This is a genomic window from Kribbella sp. NPDC056345, assembly GCF_042262745.1.
Taxonomy (GTDB): Bacteria; Actinomycetota; Actinomycetes; order Propionibacteriales; family Kribbellaceae; genus Kribbella.
In genome coordinates, this window is record NZ_JBHJQQ010000019.1 from 71,641 (window position 1) to 88,987 (window position 17,347).

At 68.3% G+C, this 17,347-nt stretch carries 15 protein-coding genes and 1 pseudogene; 5 read left to right on the forward strand and 11 right to left on the reverse strand.

From position 1 onward, the window contains the following. Positions 1-128: 128 nt before the first annotated feature. Together ACFCV3_RS38970 and ACFCV3_RS38975 are read left to right on the forward strand one after the other, a co-directional pair. Complete coding sequence (locus tag ACFCV3_RS38970; RefSeq protein WP_376039502.1) at positions 129-992, forward strand: ABC transporter ATP-binding protein; 864 nt, start codon at positions 129-131, stop codon at positions 990-992. Next, entirely contained in the window at positions 989-1,741 is a 753-nt protein-coding gene (locus ACFCV3_RS38975) for an ABC transporter permease (RefSeq protein ID WP_376039504.1), read from the forward strand. Before ACFCV3_RS38970 ends, ACFCV3_RS38975 begins: the two co-directional genes overlap by 4 nt. 14 nt (positions 1,742-1,755) lie before the next feature. On the opposite strand, the pseudogene ACFCV3_RS38980 reads toward ACFCV3_RS38975, so the two are convergent. Then, positions 1,756-2,046: pseudogene (locus tag ACFCV3_RS38980) on the reverse strand (metallophosphoesterase family protein); the annotation flags it as partial. A gap of 11 nt (positions 2,047-2,057) precedes the next feature. Next, complete coding sequence (locus ACFCV3_RS38985) at positions 2,058-3,047, reverse strand: oxidoreductase (RefSeq protein WP_376039505.1); 990 nt, start codon at positions 3,045-3,047, stop codon at positions 2,058-2,060. A 159-nt stretch (positions 3,048-3,206) separates the two neighbouring features. Here ACFCV3_RS38985 and ACFCV3_RS38990 point away from each other — a divergent pair, with 159 nt between their 5' ends. Further along, the gene (locus ACFCV3_RS38990) at positions 3,207-3,518 is read left to right on the forward strand and encodes a hypothetical protein (RefSeq protein ID WP_376039507.1); all 312 of its coding nucleotides are present in this window, start codon (positions 3,207-3,209) and stop codon (positions 3,516-3,518) included. A 123-nt stretch (positions 3,519-3,641) separates the two neighbouring features. Here the strand turns inward: ACFCV3_RS38990 and ACFCV3_RS38995 are convergent, their stop codons facing one another. From ACFCV3_RS38995 to ACFCV3_RS39035, 9 genes are all read right to left on the reverse strand, one after another. Then, the gene (locus tag ACFCV3_RS38995; RefSeq protein ID WP_376039509.1) at positions 3,642-4,037 is read right to left on the reverse strand and encodes a hypothetical protein; all 396 of its coding nucleotides are present in this window, start codon (positions 4,035-4,037) and stop codon (positions 3,642-3,644) included. After that, positions 4,034-4,258 carry a hypothetical protein gene (locus ACFCV3_RS39000; protein ID WP_376039511.1) on the reverse strand — a complete coding sequence of 75 codons (225 nt, stop codon included), beginning with the start codon at positions 4,256-4,258 and terminating at the stop codon, positions 4,034-4,036. The genes ACFCV3_RS38995 and ACFCV3_RS39000 overlap by 4 nt, the downstream gene beginning before the upstream one ends. 232 nt (positions 4,259-4,490) lie before the next feature. After that, entirely contained in the window at positions 4,491-4,976 is a 486-nt protein-coding gene (locus tag ACFCV3_RS39005) for a hypothetical protein (protein ID WP_376039513.1), read from the reverse strand. Then, the gene (locus tag ACFCV3_RS39010) at positions 4,976-6,250 is read right to left on the reverse strand and encodes a hypothetical protein (protein WP_376039516.1); all 1,275 of its coding nucleotides are present in this window, start codon (positions 6,248-6,250) and stop codon (positions 4,976-4,978) included. The genes ACFCV3_RS39005 and ACFCV3_RS39010 overlap by 1 nt, the downstream gene beginning before the upstream one ends. Positions 6,251-6,256: 6 nt before the next feature. Then, a complete protein-coding gene (locus ACFCV3_RS39015) occupies positions 6,257-6,517 on the reverse strand; it encodes a hypothetical protein (protein ID WP_132414728.1) in 261 nt (86 codons plus the stop codon). A gap of 18 nt (positions 6,518-6,535) precedes the next feature. Then, positions 6,536-7,213: a hypothetical protein gene (locus ACFCV3_RS39020; RefSeq protein WP_376039518.1), complete on the reverse strand. Its 678-nt coding sequence runs from the start codon at positions 7,211-7,213 to the stop codon at positions 6,536-6,538. Further along, positions 7,210-10,002, reverse strand: a complete 2,793-nt coding sequence (locus ACFCV3_RS39025; RefSeq protein ID WP_376039520.1) for an FtsK/SpoIIIE domain-containing protein — start codon at positions 10,000-10,002, stop codon at positions 7,210-7,212. The genes ACFCV3_RS39020 and ACFCV3_RS39025 overlap by 4 nt, the downstream gene beginning before the upstream one ends. A gap of 117 nt (positions 10,003-10,119) precedes the next feature. Next, positions 10,120-10,515, reverse strand: a complete 396-nt coding sequence (locus ACFCV3_RS39030) for a VOC family protein (RefSeq protein WP_376039522.1) — start codon at positions 10,513-10,515, stop codon at positions 10,120-10,122. Positions 10,516-10,522: 7 nt separating this feature from the next. Next, positions 10,523-10,720, reverse strand: coding sequence for a hypothetical protein (locus ACFCV3_RS39035; protein WP_376039524.1), 198 nt, complete (start codon positions 10,718-10,720; stop codon positions 10,523-10,525). Between the two features lie 119 nt (positions 10,721-10,839). On the opposite strand from ACFCV3_RS39035, the gene ACFCV3_RS39040 reads away from it, so the two are divergent. Next, a complete protein-coding gene (locus ACFCV3_RS39040; RefSeq protein WP_376039526.1) occupies positions 10,840-13,923 on the forward strand; it encodes a PD-(D/E)XK nuclease family protein in 3,084 nt (1,027 codons plus the stop codon). Further along, positions 13,916-17,320 carry a UvrD-helicase domain-containing protein gene (locus ACFCV3_RS39045; protein WP_376039528.1) on the forward strand — a complete coding sequence of 1,135 codons (3,405 nt, stop codon included), beginning with the start codon at positions 13,916-13,918 and terminating at the stop codon, positions 17,318-17,320. Before ACFCV3_RS39040 ends, ACFCV3_RS39045 begins: the two co-directional genes overlap by 8 nt. Positions 17,321-17,347: the final 27 nt, after the last annotated feature.

Sequence of the window (17,347 nt, forward strand, 5' to 3'; positions counted from 1 at the left end):
ATCCGGCACTACCTCATGTCCTTCCCGACATCTCTGTCCACCGGTTGGGGGACAGGGGGTCAGCCGGGTGGTGCTCCCTGGGGAGGGGGTGGCGGCGGGAGGGTTGGGGTATGGAGACGGATAAGGCTGTGAGGGTGCGGGGGCTGGTGAAGCGGTACCCGGGCAAGGTGGCGGTCGCGGGGGTGGATCTGGATATCTACCGCGGTGAGGTGTTTGCGCTGCTGGGACCGAATGGGGCCGGGAAGACGACGACTGTGGAGATCCTGGAGGGGCATCGGCGCGCTGACGAGGGGGAGGTCGACGTACTGGGTAGTGACCCGGCGCGGGGCGACCGGCAGTGGCGGGCGCGGATCGGGATTGTGGCGCAGTCGTCGCGGGACGAGGCCGAGCTGACGGTGGCCGAGCTGATCCACCATTTCGCCGGGTACTATCCGACGCCGCGGGATCCTGAAGAGGTGATTGCCGCGGTTGGGCTGGAGGAGAAGCGGAAGACGCGGACCCGGAAGCTGTCCGGCGGTCAGCGTCGCCGGCTCGACGTCGCGCTCGGCGTGATCGGGAACCCGGAGCTGTTGTTCCTGGATGAGCCGACTACTGGCTTCGACCCTGAGGCGCGGCGGCAGTTCTGGACGCTGATCGAGAACCTGCGCACCGAGGGCACCACGATCCTGCTGACCACGCACTATCTGGACGAGGCCGAGCAGCTGGCCGACCGGGTCGGGGTCATCACCGACGGGAAGATGCTTGAGGTCGCGACGCCGGAGACCCTCGGCGGTCGGGGCGCCCGGACTGCCCGTGTCTCCTGGCTGGCTGCGGACGGCCTGCGGGAGATCCGCACCGACACCCCGACCGCCGAGGTGTCCCGGCTGCTGGCGCAGTACGGCGGCGAAGTACCGGAGCTGCAGGTCCGTCGGCCCAGCCTGGAAGACATCTACCTGGAACTGATCGGCAAGCCGGCCGCGGCCGAGGCCGACCTGGAAGGAGCAGTCCGATGAGCACCACGGTGAACCTGCCGTCGCCGCTGAAGGTCGGGGTGTCGCGGACCAAGCTCGAGGTGAAGGAGTTCTTCCGTGAGCGGGAGCAGCTGATCTTCACGTTCTTCTTCCCGATCATCTTCCTCGGGATCTTCTCGGCCGTGTTCAGCGGCACCGACTTCAGCGGCGGGGTCACCGCCGCCACCTACTTCACTCCCGGGATGATTGCCTCCGGCATCTTCTTGTCCAGCTTCCAGTCGTTGTCCGTCTCGATCGCGATCGAGCGCGACCAGGACGTGCTGAAACGCCTGCGCGGTACGCCGATGTCGCCGCAGTCGTACTTCGCCGGGAAGATCGGGCTGGTCCTGATCACCTCGGTCCTGCAGTTCGGCCTGCTGCTGCTGATCGCCGGTCTCGTGCTCGACGTCGCGATCCCGACCGAGCCGGAGAAGTGGCTGCGGTTCCTGTGGATCTTCGTTCTCGGTACGGCGTCCGGCTCGGTGCTCGGGATCGCGTTCTCCGTCGTACCGCGGTCCGGCAAGGCGGCGTCGGCCGTCGTCACGCCGGTTGTCCTGCTGCTGCAGTTCATCTCCGGTGTGTACTTCGTCTACAGCAGCCTGCCGGCCTGGATGCGGACGGTCTCGGAGTTCTTCCCGCTGAAGTGGCTGGCCCAGGGCATGCGGTCGGTGTTCCTGCCGGACAGCTTCGAGTCCGTCGAGCCGGGCGGCTCGTGGCAGCTGGGGAAGACGAGCAGGTCTACTCCCGGGTAAGCCCGCTCACAGCGCTGCTCGCGGCCCTTCGACGCCCCGGTTTCGTGCACAACCGCCACGGACAGCCCGTCGAGCGTCACCCGCGCGACCTCGGGCAGTCTGGCGCGTAGCTCGGGACCGTCGTTGTTACCCCAGCAGCCGATCAATCGGGCGGCCCGCGCCTCCAGCTCGTCGAGAAGTGCAACATTCACCCAGTCACCGGCGTGAATCACCACGTCGGCACTGTCGATCGCCTCCCACACCGCGTCGGGGAGCCGCTTCGCCCGCACGGGCAGATGAGTGTCCGAAATCAGCACCAACCGCATCCCCACACCCTCTACTGGTCCAAGGCCGCGATCAACTCCTTCTCCCGGCCGAGGCTCAGACCGGACCGACGCTCCCGGTCCAGGCCCAGCTCGCGCTCCCAGGCGAGTGCGTCGACCAGGAACTCCCGCCGCGGCCGATGCACCAGCCCCGCCGCTTCCGCCGCAGCCCCGCTCCGGCAGGACCAACCGGCGTACTCCGGGTCGGTCATCCACATCGTCAGCGACTCAGGCCCCATGTACTGCTCGACCTGCTGCTCCTCCAGCCACTCCGGCTTCGCGAGAACCACTGGCCCGGTGTGACCGCCGACCTCCCGCGCCAGCTCGATCCACTCACCGAACGGCACGACCGGACCACGGGCATCGAACGTACCGGTGCGGCCCTCGGTTGCGCAGTCCAGCAACCACCCGGCCAGGTCGCGCACATCGATCACCGCGGTCGGCAGGTCAGGTGAGTCCGGGACCAGCAGCGGCTCCGACGGCTCGAGAGCAGCTCGCGCCACCCACGCCCCGGCCCGATCACTCTTGTCACCCGGTCCACCGATCAGCCCCGCCCGCGCGATCACCAGGCGATCCCCGACTGCATCCACCGATGCGAGCTCACAGGCCACCTTCGCTTCGCCGTACTGCTCCCGCTCGGCGACGTCACCCTCGGAGGGCGCTCGTAACGCCGCGCTCTCATCTGCTCCGGGCGTATCGAACTTCTCGTACACGTTCACCGACGAGACATACGTCCAGTGCTTGGCCCGCGGCCCGAACGCAGCCAGCGCCCCGCGGACGAACCCCGGCTGCCACGACACCTCGAAAACGGCATCCCACTCCCGCTCCGGCACCGCGTCGTACGCATCCGGAAGGCTCCGATCGACGGCCACCAACTCGGCCCCCTCGGCCACCGCGCCGCTCTCACCGCGTGCAATACACGTCACCGAATGCCCGCGCGCCAGCGCCTGCGTCGCGAGCTCACGCCCCAGCCATGCCGTCCCGCCAAGGATCAGAATCTCCATGCAGGTAAGCCAATCAGGCCCCATCGACAATTCCCAAGCTCCTTAGCCGAGGGCAGAAAGCATGCCGTAAGGCGCGAACCCTTGCCGACAACCCCGATCCAGGCGCAGTGTCGGCAGTGAGCGGCATCCGAGAACGGATGCCTTGGGCAAGGGGGCGACATGGCTGGTTTCGTTCAGATCATCGAGTACCGGACATCGAAACCGGACGAGGTGGCCGCGCTGGCGGAGGCCTACCGGGAGAAGCGGGACGCAGCCGGCGACGGTCCGCGGCCGGTCCGCTCCGTCATGTGTTCGGACCGCAACGACGCCGACCGGTACTTCACGGTCGTCGAGTTCGCGTCGCACGAAGAGGCGATGGAGAACTCCGCACGATCCGACACCGGTGAGTTCGCGGCCGCACTGATGGAGTTGTGCGACGGGCCGACGAAGTTCTACGACCTCGACGTACTGCAGTCGACCGACTTCAGCTGATGCTGTGGGGCTCGGGCCCAGCCGGACTCGCATTCGGCTGGGCCCGAGGCAGCGGGCGCGGTGGCGGCCGCGTTGGCCCGGATCCGCGGCGCCGGACCCGGACCTGCTCATTGGGTAGCTAGCTCAGCGGAAGACCCGGTACGACGACCAGCTGCCCGGCGGCGCACCGCCGTACGAGCCTTGGTCGCGCTCGTGGTGCAGGGGGTCCGGGTCCTCGGGTTCGGGCGCGGAGTGCAGATCCGGCCACGGCCGTGCCGCCAGCGTGTCGCGCGGCGGCAGCGCCGGCCCCGGATCAGGCCCCGACTCGGCATCGAGCCACTCGATCTCGGTGGCTCCGCCATGCCCGTGGATCGCGACGACGGACTCGATCCCGTCCCACACGGTCGTGGTCGGATAGTCGCCGTACCACCGCAGCGCCACCGCCCCGTCGGTGAACTGCACGCCCTCGGCGACGGGCCCGGTCCCACTCACCCCGGAGACATCATGATGGCGGATCAGCCGGAAACGACGAGCGCTCATTTCGGGGCAACCTCCCACAACCGCTCCCCCGGCAACGCCCGGAACTGCCGCGGGTCGGCCACCGGAATCGGATCGCTGGTCACCTTCAACCCCGCGAACCGCCGTGACATCGCCTCCGCATACCTCTCGGCCAACTCGGCCTCGGCACTGTAGTCCGCGACGACGTGGTCCCCGAACCACACCCGTACGCGGCACCGTTGCGGACCAGGATCGCCGGCCATCTCAATGCACCCGGCGAGTCAAGGTCGTTCCCATCAGCGGCTTCCAAGACCTACGGTTCACGTCGATCACTTCCACTTCCCTGTGGGGATGGGTTCACAGGTAGTGACGGCCCCCACACAACTTCATGACGCAACTCCCCAAATCTTTTTCACCACCCCGCTCGAACACCCCTTCGAACGCGAGCCCCACCGGCCCCTGGCGTACCGAAGAACGGGTAATGAGATCTCGTCGCTATCGGCCGTCGCGCCAACCGCGCACCCAAGGACGCCACGTCTCGAGGTGTGGGTAGTCGGGACTGATCGACTCCTCGAAGTCGTGCGTGCCCGCGCCAGGCAGGTGGGCCGCGGACAGTCTCGACAGGTTCTCCACGAGGAGCATGGGGACCTCCGGATGAGCGGCCACCAGGCGATCGAAGATCGCCCGGCACTCGCGGCGCTGGACGTCCTCATCCTTCGGTCCGACCAGCCGCACATGCAGGTCAGCGGCGTAGTCGTCGATCGCCGAGACGTCCTCGGGCTCCGGGTCGACGTCTCCGTAGTCGTTCGGCGCCAGCAGGAGCGCCAGCTGCCGATCGACCGTGAGGGCGTCGACGACGAACAGCTGCTCCCCCGGGTCCAGCGACGAGTCCTCGACCGGTGCCGCTCCGAGGGCCGAAGGCAGCCAGGCCGCGACGTCCTCAACTGCGACGTCGAGAAAGACGTTGTCGTCCGATGACATCACTGCTCCTTTGTCCAGGTGACCATGCGACCGTCACCGAGAATGACATGGATAGGCCCCCAGACGGAGGTGCCGGGCTGACCACACGCGCGCCGGAATCCCTGCTCGGCGATCGCCTCCCGCAGGTCGACTGCCCGGCCGTCGATGAACACCTCACCACCGGAGTCGATGTCCTTGAGCTGCTTCAGCGCGGTGTGGATGCTACGTTTCACGGCCGTCGTCGACGCCTCCCGCAGGGTCTTGAACTCGACGACGTGACCTTCGTCGGCGGGATGGCGGCGCAGGGTGGCGTCGGGATTCGCCCTCCCCTTCACGGTGTAATCCTCGGGACGAGCGTCCACCCGCCATCCTTCCTCCACAAGCCGTTCGGCGAGGTAGTGCTCCTTCGGCTCGAACTGCCCGTGCGGATCGTGCACGGCGGGGCCGAAGTCGAATTCCAGGGGGCGGAGGTCGAAGGCTGGGTCGAAGTCCGGTACGGCGGGCTTCAGGGGTGGGAGGTTGATGTCTACGACGATGGGTGCGGGTTTGTCGGTGTCTTCGGGGTAGTCGAAGGTGGCGTCGATGGTGCTGGGGGTGATGGTGAAGGTGGCGTGGTCCCAGGTTTGGGCGGCGGTTTCGGCCATGGCTTCGAGGAGGTTCTTGAGGGGTTCTTCGAGATCGATCAGGAACTCGTGGTCGGCGAGGAGGCGTTCGTTGCGCTTCTCCTCCTCCTTCTCTTCCTTCTCGGTGCGTTCCTCGATCTCGAACTCGCCGGTCTCGGTGACGACGATCTCGACCTCGAGGGGTTCTTCGGGGTTGGGGTTCTCCTCGTCGTCCTTCTCGTGGTCCTTGCGGAACTTCTCGAAGGCTTTACGGGCGACCGTGATCAGTGGGGGTTCGTTGTCTTCGGCAACTTCTACGTCGTCGAAGGTCGCGGTGAGGCGTTTGGTGCGGCCGCGCTCGTCGCGTTCGGCCACGTCACCGGTGCCGCCGGTCGCGCGGTTGCGATCGGCGGAGTCCGACGAGGGCCGGTCCGTACCCGACCCACCCCCGACCAACCGGTCGGCCCACACCCGTGCCTTCGGTGGTGCCATCGACAGGTAGTGCGCGGCCGCCTCACAAGCGCGTGCCGCCGCGTCCAGCTGATGTGCGGCGACAGTCGCACCACCCTGTGCCGCAACAGCCGCGTTCTCGCGGCACCGGACAGCCATCCGCTGCAGATGCAGTAGCACCTGCGGTACTTCGTCCAGGCAGTCGACCAGCCCACGGGCCACCCGCTGCAAGTCCGAGGGCATGAGAGATCAGATCTGGTCGGCGTAGCTCTTGCATCCGGCCGAGGCGATCTCCAACGCCTCCGCAGCCTGCTCCACGGCCTTACCGGCCGCATCGAGGATCTCCGAGATGTCGCGGTCCACCCCGGTCGCCGTACCGGCGATCAGGCTCTCGACCTGCTGGCTGTGCTGGGTGAACCGCAGCTTGAACCCGGCCAGCCCGCCCGCTGCCTGCTTGGCCTCCATCGAGACCTGAAACAGCTGTTCCTTGAGCCGCTGTACGTCGGACACCTGAACCACTCCACTATGTCAGTTGCGCTTCTTCGGCAGCACGATCGCCGTACCGGCCACGACCACCGGTACCAGGATCGCGAGCCACCAGGGCAGCCCTGCCGCCATCGCGACCACGACCACGCCCGCACCGCCCCATCCCCACCATCGAGCACCGGGCAGCCTGGGCAGCCCCAGCACTCGTGATGCGGCCAGCATGGTGACCGCACCGATCGCCGCCGCCTCGACACCGGCCAGGAACGAACCGGTGACAATCCACACCAGCACGAACCCGACCAGCGTCAGGACGGCGCTGATCGTACGACGTTTGCGCCGCTCCTGGAGCGCACGCCCCTCTGCGCGGACAGCCTCGAGCTGGTCGACCGCCTCCCCCAGTTGCTTGGTCAGCCGAGCAGCTGCGGACTCCAGGTCGCTCAGACCGCGGATCTCCGGGGACGGGATGTTCACTCGTCTCCCGTCAGCCGGGAGCCCAGCGCGCTGCAGACTGACCGCCGCCTTCTCGGCCAGCCCGTTCAGCCGCTCCTCGACCTGCCGGCCGCGCTCTGCCATCGCAGCGGCCTCTGCCTGCGCTGCGGCCTCTGCCCGGGACTTGGTGGCGGTCAACCGGTCCTGCGCCTGCTGTGCGTCCGTACGGGCGCCTGCGACGATCCTGAGAGCGCGCGCGTAGTTCGTCCACTGCTGCTGTTCCGTCTTCATCGCCGCACCAACTCCACTGCCCGCTCTACCTCGTCAGACCGCAGCGCAGCGAACGGTACGACGACCTGCGCCTCCGGATGCAGCCCGTCCCACAGCAGGCCGCGGTGTGGTTCCGAAGCCCACCGAACCAGCGGACCGCACACCGCACGGACACCATCCTGTGGGTGCCGCAGGAACAGGTGCGTGGCGACGTTGGCCCGGCCGTAGCCGAGGTGTTCGGTGCAGACGTGCAGTCTGTTCCACCAGCCGAAGGTGATGAGCCCCTGCGCCGGACCGTCGCGCACGATGTCCTGCAGTGCGTTGGCCGGGCTCTCGAAGAACCCCTCCGCGTGCAGCTGCATCCGCGGCACTCCATGGAAGCCGAAACCGAGCAGATAGGTCTGACCGCTGACCTCTCCGTCCCGCAGCGCATTCCGCAGCGCAAACAACCGGGGCGCGATCTCGTCGTGCTTGTCGACGGTCTCCACATCACAACCGAGCGCCTGCAGCGCATGCACCAGTGCACCCTTGCCGTCCGCAACAGCAGGCGACGAATCGGTCCCGTCGATGAAGATGAACCGCGGCGGCTCCACCGCAGCCGCAGCTGTCGACAACGCCAGCCCGCTCAGTACGCCGAGCGCATCCGCCGGACCGTCACCCAGAACCAGTACGCCGGCTCCCGGCTCGGGCCGTACCTCGACCTGCACCGGCTCCTCGGTCACCGCGATCGGCAGACCGGTCCATGGCCGTCCGAGCTCCGGTTTCACGGCAGCTGCCGTATCCGTCAACCGCGCCGGCTCAGCCAGGTGGAACACCCGGGGCGGATGCACCGCCGTACCGGCTCGTCGCCACAGCTCACGCCGCAGGTCGTCCAGCACAGCCTTGTCCGCAAAACTGACCAGCACATGCTGGTTGTCGTCCGGTGAGCCGAAGTTCGCGTTGAGCACCGCTTCACCGCGGAACTGCAACTCGGCCGCAGCAGTGTTCCCACTGCGCAGGATCGCCTGTGAATCAGCCGGAGTGGTCTTCAGCGCGATCCGGTACGGCACCTGTCCGAAGATCGAGTCCCGCCGCGTCGACAGCCGCTTGACCCCCTCGATCGTCTGCGTCGCCAGTACGACGTGAACGCCGTACGCGCGTCCCAGCCGCACCAACCGCTCCAGCAGCTTGGCCGCCTCGTCCGCCAGCTCGTCGTCGTCCTCGAGCAGCACCTGGAACTCGTCCAGCACCACGAGGATCCGCGGCGGTCGGTCCGGCCCCGGAGCCAGCTCGGCGATGTCCGCAACGTTGCCGTGCGACTTGAAGATCTCGCTCCGCCGCGCCAGCTCGTCCGACAGATGACGCAGTACGGCGAGGCCGAACGCCCGGTCGCTGTGGATCCCGAGCACGCGCACGTGTGGGAGCCAGTGCTCACGCTCTCCGGCCGGACCGAGCGCAGAGAACTCCACACCGTGCTTGAAGTCGAGCAGGTACATCTCCAGGTCGACCGGGTCGTACCGCGCGGCCAGACCGTGGATCAACACGAGCAGGAGGTTCGACTTGCCCTGACCGACCGCGCCACCGACCAGCACGTGCGGCAGCGCCGGGTTGCCGCTGCGCAACCGCACCAGCGCCGGCGTGCGATCGTCGTACCCGATCACTGTGCCGATCTCGTCCTTGACCGGCTGCCACCAGGTCGAGCGGTCCGGCAGCGTCCGCTCGAAGTCGATGGTCGGCAGTACGGCGATCTCCGCCAGCTCGGCCACGACGTCACAGATGCTTGCGGCAACGTTCGCGTCGAAGGCCGGGTCCAGCTTCGCCGATACTCCCGGCAAAGTCGCAGCATCGACCTTGTCGCCGGTGACCACCACGGCATCGAGCAGGTCGAGCAGTTGCTTCGTGTCGACGTCACTCTCGGCCGGGGACGACGGGTCGTGGTGGACGAGGAAACAGATGCCCCGCTCACCAGCTGTCGCAGCGAGCCGCAGCAGGTCCCGCTGCGCCAACTGGTCGATCCCAAGGGGATAGTCGAAGAGCACGACAAGCCGGTACGGATCGGTCACGCGACCGGTCTCCCGGATCAGGTCCTCGAACCGCTTGTGACCGAGCTGCGCCTGCCTACTGGCGCGCAGCGACGACACATCGACCAGTCCGGACAGCACTGAGTGCAGCTGCTCCGCAGTGTGCGTTGCCCTAGGCACCAACTGCGGGTACTTGGTGGTCAGGTGACCGAGCAGCCCCATGGTGCCCGTCAGCTTCGGGTCGAACGCATCGATCCGCAGCCGGAACGGCTCGGCGGCCGCGACCAGCCGCAGTGCGACGCTCTGCAGCAGTCTGCGCGCGGACTCGTTGCGGTCGGCGGTCACCTTCCACCCGTTGGTCCGCAGTAGCGGCACGGCGACCGGCACACCGCCGTCCAGCTCACCGATGCGGATGTACGGCGGCACTCCCGCACCCACGAGCTGTCTGGAACGCCAGCGGGCGTCGTTCGGCGGGATGGAGGCCAGTCCGGGCGCAAGGCGGTGTGCGAGCAGCCGTGCGGCCGGCTCAGCCTCTGCCAGCGCCTCGGCGGTCTTGGCGTCGACCTGTGCCCGGGACTCGCGCCGCGCGATCGCAGTCTGCTCCTGCAGCTGCCGGTGCTGCTGCACGGCACGCTGGTGCTCGCCTTGCGTCAGCCGGCGCGCATGCTCCAGCAACTGGCCCAGGGCGTGCTGGAGACCCCGGATCCGCGCCTCCAGAAGCTCTGGTGCTGCTTCGTTGTGCCGCGCTGTTTCTGACTCTCGCGCCGAGGCCGGTCCGGGCGCACTTTCCCCGTCAGGCTTCTCCGTCACGAGCACCGTCCTTCCACCTCTGCCCCGCGACCCCTACTGCCTGGACCAACTGTGTCACACCAGTAGCCCCAGTGGTCACTCCAGGCATCAGTAGTCTCACGCATCAGGCAGACGACCTCAGTCAGGGGCGACGAGCTCCAGCTCGTACCCGTCCTCGTTGTGCAGGAAGGCGGCGTAATGCTGCGGCCCACCGGCGTACGGATGCCGGTCGGCGAACATCAGCGTCCAGCCGTGGCCGGCGGACTCCGCGACGATCGCGTCGAGCTCGGCGCGGGAGGCGGCGTTCAGCGCGAGGTGGTTCATCCCGGGGCGGAGCCGGTCGTGGACGTCGGCCGACATCGCGGGGCTCTGTTCGACCACGACGTAACTGCCGTCGGGGGCGATCCAGGTCATCCCGCCGGGCCAGCCGTCACCGTCCTTCCAGCCCAGCCGGTTCAGTGCCCAGCCCCAGCTGTGCTGGGCGCGTTGCAGGTCCGGGACCCAGATCTCGACGTGATGCACTGCAGCAACCATCGGAGCATTATCTGTGCTCGTCGAAGTAGTTCGTCACGGCCATCGAGATCGACCCCGAGACGATCAGCCAGACCAGCGCCGCGATCAGCCACGGCCACCACTCGCGACCCTGCGCGGCCTCGGCGACACCCTTGCCGGACAGGCCGCCGGACGGTGCGAAGACAGCCACCATCAGCACCCGCGCGATCGCCGTCTGCCTGGTCATCTCTTCATTGTCGGAGCCTGTCGCGAACCCTGCAGAAACTCCTGCGTTTCGCGCCGTTTCGAAACTTGTCCGTGGCAGGGTCTACCGTCTGCGGTGACAGTCGAAAGATCGGGGACGACGTGAGCACCACCCGGATCGAGAGTACGGCGTACGGCGCGGCCGCCCTGGACCGCCTGCATGCCGTTGTGACGCGGCTCAAGGCCGACGATCCGATGGCGCCTGTCACCCTGCTCCTGCCGAACAACCTGGCCGGCGTCGTCGCCCGTCGGCAGCTCGCCACGACAGGGATCGCGGGGTTGTTCCTCGCGACGCTCGAGCGGTTGGCCGAGCAGCTCGCGGCCAGTGTGCTGTCACCACGCCGACCCGCCACGCGCCCGATCGTGGCCGCCACCTGGCGGACCGCCTTGTCGAAGGCACCGGGCATTTTCGAGGATGTCGCCGACCATCCGTCCACCATCCAAGCGCTTGCCTCGGCTCATCGGGAGCTACGCGATCTGTCCGAGCCTGCCCTGGACAAGGTCGCCGGGGCTTCGGTGCTCGGCCCGGATCTCGTCCGGCTGCATCGCCAGATCAGCTCCGATCTCGGCACCGATTGGTACGACGAGACCGACCTGCTCCGGGCCGCCTCGGCACGTGTCGATGCCGAGCCGGAGATCGTCCGCGAGCTCGGCGCGCTCGTGCTCTACCTCCCACAGGAGCTCACTCAGGCCGAGGCGGCCTTTGTCGAGGCACTCGGGGCCGCCGCGGCCGATCTGACGGTGATCGTCGGATTCACCGACGTACGGCGGGCCGACCGGGCCGTGCGTCGTTCGCTGGAGCGGATCGGGCTCGACCTGCCGACCTCGATCTCACGGAACTATCCGGTCGCGACCGAAATCCTCAACGCATCCGACGCCGACGACGAGATCCGCTGTGTCGTGCGGGACGTGGTCGAGTCGCTGAAGAAGACTCCAGCACACCGGATCGCCGTGCTGTACTCGGCGATCACGCCGTACGCGCGATTGCTGCACGAGCACCTCGCGGCCGCGGGAATCGCCGTCAACGGGCCGGGGACCAGGCCGGTGCATGAGCGGGCGATCGCGCGGACCCTGCTCGAGGTGCTCGCTCTGGTCGATCAGGATCTGCCACGAGCCGATGTGTTCCGCGCACTGGCGAACGCACCGACCCGGGACTTCACCGGCGAGCGCATCCCGGTGCCGCAGTGGGAGCGGATGTCGCGCGCGGCCGGTGTGGTTCGTGGCGACGACTGGGACACGCGGCTCGCGCGGTATGCGGAGTCGGAGCGCCGGACGGCTGATCAGGAGGAGGCGGCCGAGGACCCGCGACCTGCTGCGATCCGCCGTGCCCTCGGCAACGCTGAGCGGGCCGAGCGGCTGCACGCCTTCGCGTCCGAGCTCCGGCGTCGTCTGAGGACGATCGCCGGGCTGGAGAGCTGGTCGGCGTTGGCCGCGGGGGTCTTGGAGCTCTTTCAGGATCTGCTTGGCGACTACTCGTCGCTGCCGATCGAGGAGCAGTACGCCGCCGCGGCCGTGGAGGGTTCTTTGCGCGGGCTCTCCACGTTGGACGAGCTCGGGACACCAGCGAGCTTGTCGGTGCTGCGCGACGTACTGGATCTGGAGTTACAGCAGTCGCTGCCCCGGGTCGGGACGTTCGGGACCGGCGTACTGGTTGCGCCTCTGTCGGCGAGTGTGGGGCTGGCGGCCGACATCGTGTATGTCGTTGGGCTGTCGGAGGATCTTTATCCGGGGCGCGTGCACGAGGATGCGTTGCTGCCGCATCGGGTTCGGGAGGCCGCGGCACCGGAGCTGGCGTCGTTCCGGGATCGGCTGGACGAGAAGCAGCGGCATTTGCTGGTCGCGTTCTCGGCCGGTGCGAAGAAGGTGGTCGCGTCGTTCCCGCGCGGCGACCTGCGGCGATCGTCGCGCCGGTTGCCGACCCGGTGGTTGCTCGGCTCGATGCGGGAGCTGAGCGGTGACCACGCGCTGGCCGCGACCGCCTGGGACCAGGGCGCGTACGGCGATCGGCTCCGGACCTCGGCGTCGTACGCGGGATCGTTGACTACGGCAACCATGCCGGCGAGTGAGCAGGAATGGCAGGTGCGGTCCGCCGCGGCCGGTCTGTGGCTGAGTGATCGAGTGCTTGTGCGGGCACGCGAGATGCTGCGCGGGCGCGGGTCTCCGGCGTTCACCCGGTTCGACGGCGATCTGTCCGGCGTACCGGGACTGCCGGAGTATGCGGTGGAGGAACGGATCGCGTCGCCCACGTCGCTGGAGGCGTATGCGACTTGTCCGCATGCGTACTTCGTCGAGCGGCTGCTTCAGGTGGAGCCGTTGGAGGCGCCGGAGGATCTGCTGGTCATCTCACCGATCCAGATCGGGAATCTGATCCACAACAGCCTCGACGCGTTCGTGTCCCGGTTGGCCGGATCGCTGCCGTCGTGGGGTGAGCCCTGGTCGGCCGAGCAGCGACAGCTTCTGCTGGCGATCGGTGCGGATCTGGCCGATCAGTTCGAGGCCGAGGGGCTGACCGGTCACCCACGGCTGTGGCAGCGCGAGCGGCAGCGGATACTCGGCGACCTGATGGTGCTGCTGGCCGACGACGACCGGTGGCGCGCATCGCGAGATGCCTCGGTGGTCGCCAGCGAGCTGCGGTTCGGATTCGACGGGGAGCCGCCGGTGGAGATCCCGGTGCCGTCTGGGCGGGTGCTGCTGCGCGGATCTGCCGACAAGGTTGATCTGGGGCGCGACGGGACGATCTACGTCACCGACGTGAAGACAGGTGGTTTCTCGCGCTACGAAGGCATCGAGAGCGATCCGGTGGCCGGTGGGACCAAACTGCAGTTGCCGGTCTATGCGTATGCGGCACGCGCCCGGCTGGGCGAAGCGGACACCCCGGTCGAGGCGTCGTACTGGTTCGTCCGGCGTGGCGGTAAACGAATCCCGGTGCCGTTGACCGCCGAGGTCGAGGCCCGGTACGTCGAGACGCTGGACGTGATTGTGTCGTCGATCGCCGGTGGGCTGTTCCCACCGAAGGCGCCCGAGATACCGGACTTCTTATGGGTGCAGTGCCATTACTGCAACCCGGATGGGCTCGGGCACAGCGAGGTGCGAGCGCGCTGGGATCGGAAGCGGCACGACCCGACGCTGGAGCGGCTGGTGCGATTGATCGACCCGGTGGTCTACGAGGAGGTGGGCGATGAGTGAGCAGTTGCTCGACGGGCCTGCCCGCGATCGGATCAAGACCGACACCGACGCGACGCTGTTCGTGGAGGCCGGGGCCGGATCCGGGAAGACGCACGCGCTGGTCGACCGGGTGACCACGCTGGTCCTGCGCGACGGCGTACCGCTGCGGACGATCGCGGCGGTCACGTTCACCGAGAAGGCCGGAGCGGAGCTGCGGGACCGGCTGCGGGTCGAGTTCGAGAAGGCTCGGAAGGGGCCGGCCGGACCGCTTGCGGACGAGGCGCTCGACGATCTGGATTCGGCCTCGATCGGGACGCTGCATGCGTTCGCCCAGCAACTACTCCTCGCCCATCCGATCGAGGCGGGGCTGCCGCCGCTGATCGACGTACTGGACGAGGTCGGCTCATCGGTCGCGTTCGAGGAGCGTTGGGCGGAGCTGCAGCAGCAACTCCTGGATGACGACTCGATCGCCGAGCCATTACTGCTCGCGATGGCGGTCGGCGTTGAGCTGAAGCACCTGCGATCGCTGGCAAGGTTGTTCGGCAACGACTGGGACCTGATCGGCGAACGCGTCCTGGTGGATCCGCCGGAGCTCGTCGCGATGCCGGACCTGACCGGCCTGGCCGCTGCCGCCGCCCAGCTCGGCGCGGCCGTCGATTCCTGCCGGGATCCCGAGGACAGGCTGCTGCCGAAGCTGCACGCCATCCGCGACCTCGGCGTCATGCTGGAGGCCGCCACTGACCAGGAATCACAGCTCGCTTATCTGCAGGCATTGCGTGGTTTGAAGGTCGGCAAGATCGGCCGCAAGGAGAACTGGCCCGACGTCGCGAAGATGCGTTCGGACTGCGCCGAGGTCGTGGAGGTGGCCGGGTCGCTGGTCGAGCTGCTGCTCGATGCTTGCCTTCGGCACCTTTCGCACTGGATCGCGGAGCGAGTGCTGGAGTCGGCCGAGGTACGGCGTGCCGAGGGGCGGCTGGAGTTCCACGATCTGCTGGTGCTCGCGCGCAACCTGCTCCGGCGGGACGCCTCGGTCCGGTCTGCGCTGCACGAGCGGTACGAGCGGCTGCTGCTGGACGAGTTCCAGGACACCGACCCGATCCAGATCGAGCTCGCGGTCCGGATCGCGGCCGGCGCTGATGCCGAGGCTGAGGATTGGCGCGATGTCGAGGTTCCGGACGGCCGGCTGTTCGTGGTGGGCGACCCCAAACAGTCGATCTACCGCTTCCGCCGGGCCAACATCGCGACGTACCTGACCGCACAGGACCTGCTCGGCGAAACTGTCACGCTGACCACGAACTTCCGCACGGTGCCGCCGGTTCTCGACTGGATCAACCACGTGTTCACGACGCTGATCCAGCCCCAGGAGGCGGCCCAGCCGACGTACCACGCCCTGACACCACACCGCACAACCACGCCAACCACCGCCCCACCTCCGCTGCCCGGCCCGCTTCCCGCCGACGTCACCCGGGACTCCGACGACGAACTCACCCTGTTCGACTTCCTGGAGCCCGAGCCCTCGGAGCCGCTGGCCACGGTGCTGCCCTTCCGGCGCTCGGGCGACACACCGGCCGAGCCCGACCCAGCGCCGTACGACGACTCTGTCTCCGGTCCCGCCGTCACAGTCCTCGGCGCGGTCCCCCATGACGATCTGCCGCGCGCCCAGGCGTCGGTCCTGCGCGAGCGCGAAGCCTCCGATGTCGCGGCGACCATCGATCAGGCGCTCCGCGACGGCTGGCTCGTGTACGACGAGCGCATGTCGGCTTGGCGGCCGGCAGCGGCCGGCGACATCGCCGTACTGGTTCCGGCGCGGACGTCGCTGCCGTTCCTCGAGGATGCGTTGGACCGGGCCGACATCCCGTACCGGGCTGAGGCCAGCTCGCTCGTCTACCAGACCGCCGAGGTCCGCGACCTGCTCGCCTGCGCCCGCGCGCTCGGCGATCCGAGCGATCAGCTCGCGCTGGTGACCACCTTGCGCTCGCCTCTCTTCGGTTGTGGCGACGACGATCTGTTCACCTGGAAGCGGTCCGGCGGTTCGTTCACGCTGACCGCGCCCGTCCCCGACGACTTGCTGACGCATCCCATCGGCGAAGCGATGGAGTGGCTGCGCCGCACGTATTACGCCTCTCGCTGGCTCACACCGAGCGAGGTGCTGGCCAAGATCGTCGCCGACCGCCGCATGCTCGAGGTCGCTGCGATCGGGCCGCGCGCTCGCGACACGTGGCGCCGGATCAGGTTCGTCGTCGATCAGGCGCGCGCCTGGTCCGAGGTCGAGCACGGCGGTCTGCGCTCGTACCTCGCCTGGGCCGCTCATCAGGGCGAGGAGACGTCCCGCGTTGCCGAGGCCGTGCTGCCCGAGACCGATGCGGACGCCGTGCGGGTGATGACGATCCACGCCGCGAAGGGGCTCGAGTTCCCGATCGTCATCCTGTCCGGCATGACGGCCGCGCCGAACCGTCAGCGCGGCGTCCAGGTGCTCTGGCCGCCGGACGGTGGTTACGCGGTGAAGCTCAAGGCGTCGGTGCAGACCGAGGATTTCGATCTTGTCCAGCCCGTCGACGAACAGATGGACGACTACGAACGCCGCCGCCTCCTGTACGTCGCGGCGACACGTGCCCGCGACCACCTGGTCGTCTCGCTGCACCGGTCGGGGACTCGCCGTCACTCCAGCAATGCCGAGCTCTTCGCCTCCGCCGGTGCTGCGGAGGTCTCCGGGATCACTCTGTTCGACGGCCCGCCGCCGGCCGATCGCGACCCGCGGTCGACGTCGGATGTCACCCCGCCGATGAGCCGCCGCGACTGGGACGAGCAGATCACCGCGGCCCGCCAATCCAGTCGCCGTCCCTCTGCTCGCAGTGCGTCCGGCCTCGAAGGCACCGGTCCCGAGACCGCGTTGACCGATGTGGACCCCGGTACGACGAAGGCTCCACGCGATCTCGAGCTCCCGCCCTGGTCGAAGGGCCGGTACGGAACCGCGATCGGGCGCGCAGTCCACGGCGTACTGCAGGTCGTCGACCTGTCCACCGGCGCCGGCCTCGAATCCGCCGTCGCAGCCCAGTGCCTCGCCGAAGGTGTCCTTGAGTACACCGACGTCGTGACTGCACTGGTCCGCTCGGCCCTCGGCGCCGAGGTGGTGCAGCGAGCAGCGGCCCGCGATCATTGGCGCGAGTCGTACGTCGGCACCGTGCAGCCCGACGGCACCGTCCTCGAGGGTTTCGTCGACCTGATCTACCGCGAGGACGACGGCCGGCTCACGGTCGTCGACTACAAGACCGACGCCGTACCCGCGGCCGCGCTGGACAGCCGCGTCGCCTACTACGCCCCGCAACTGCAGGCCTACACAGAGATCTTGCCCAACACCGGCCCACCGGTCCTGCTGTTCCTCAACCCGGCCGGGGCGGTGGCCCGCCAGTTGCCCTAGGCAACCGTGGGTTTGGCGGCGTACCGT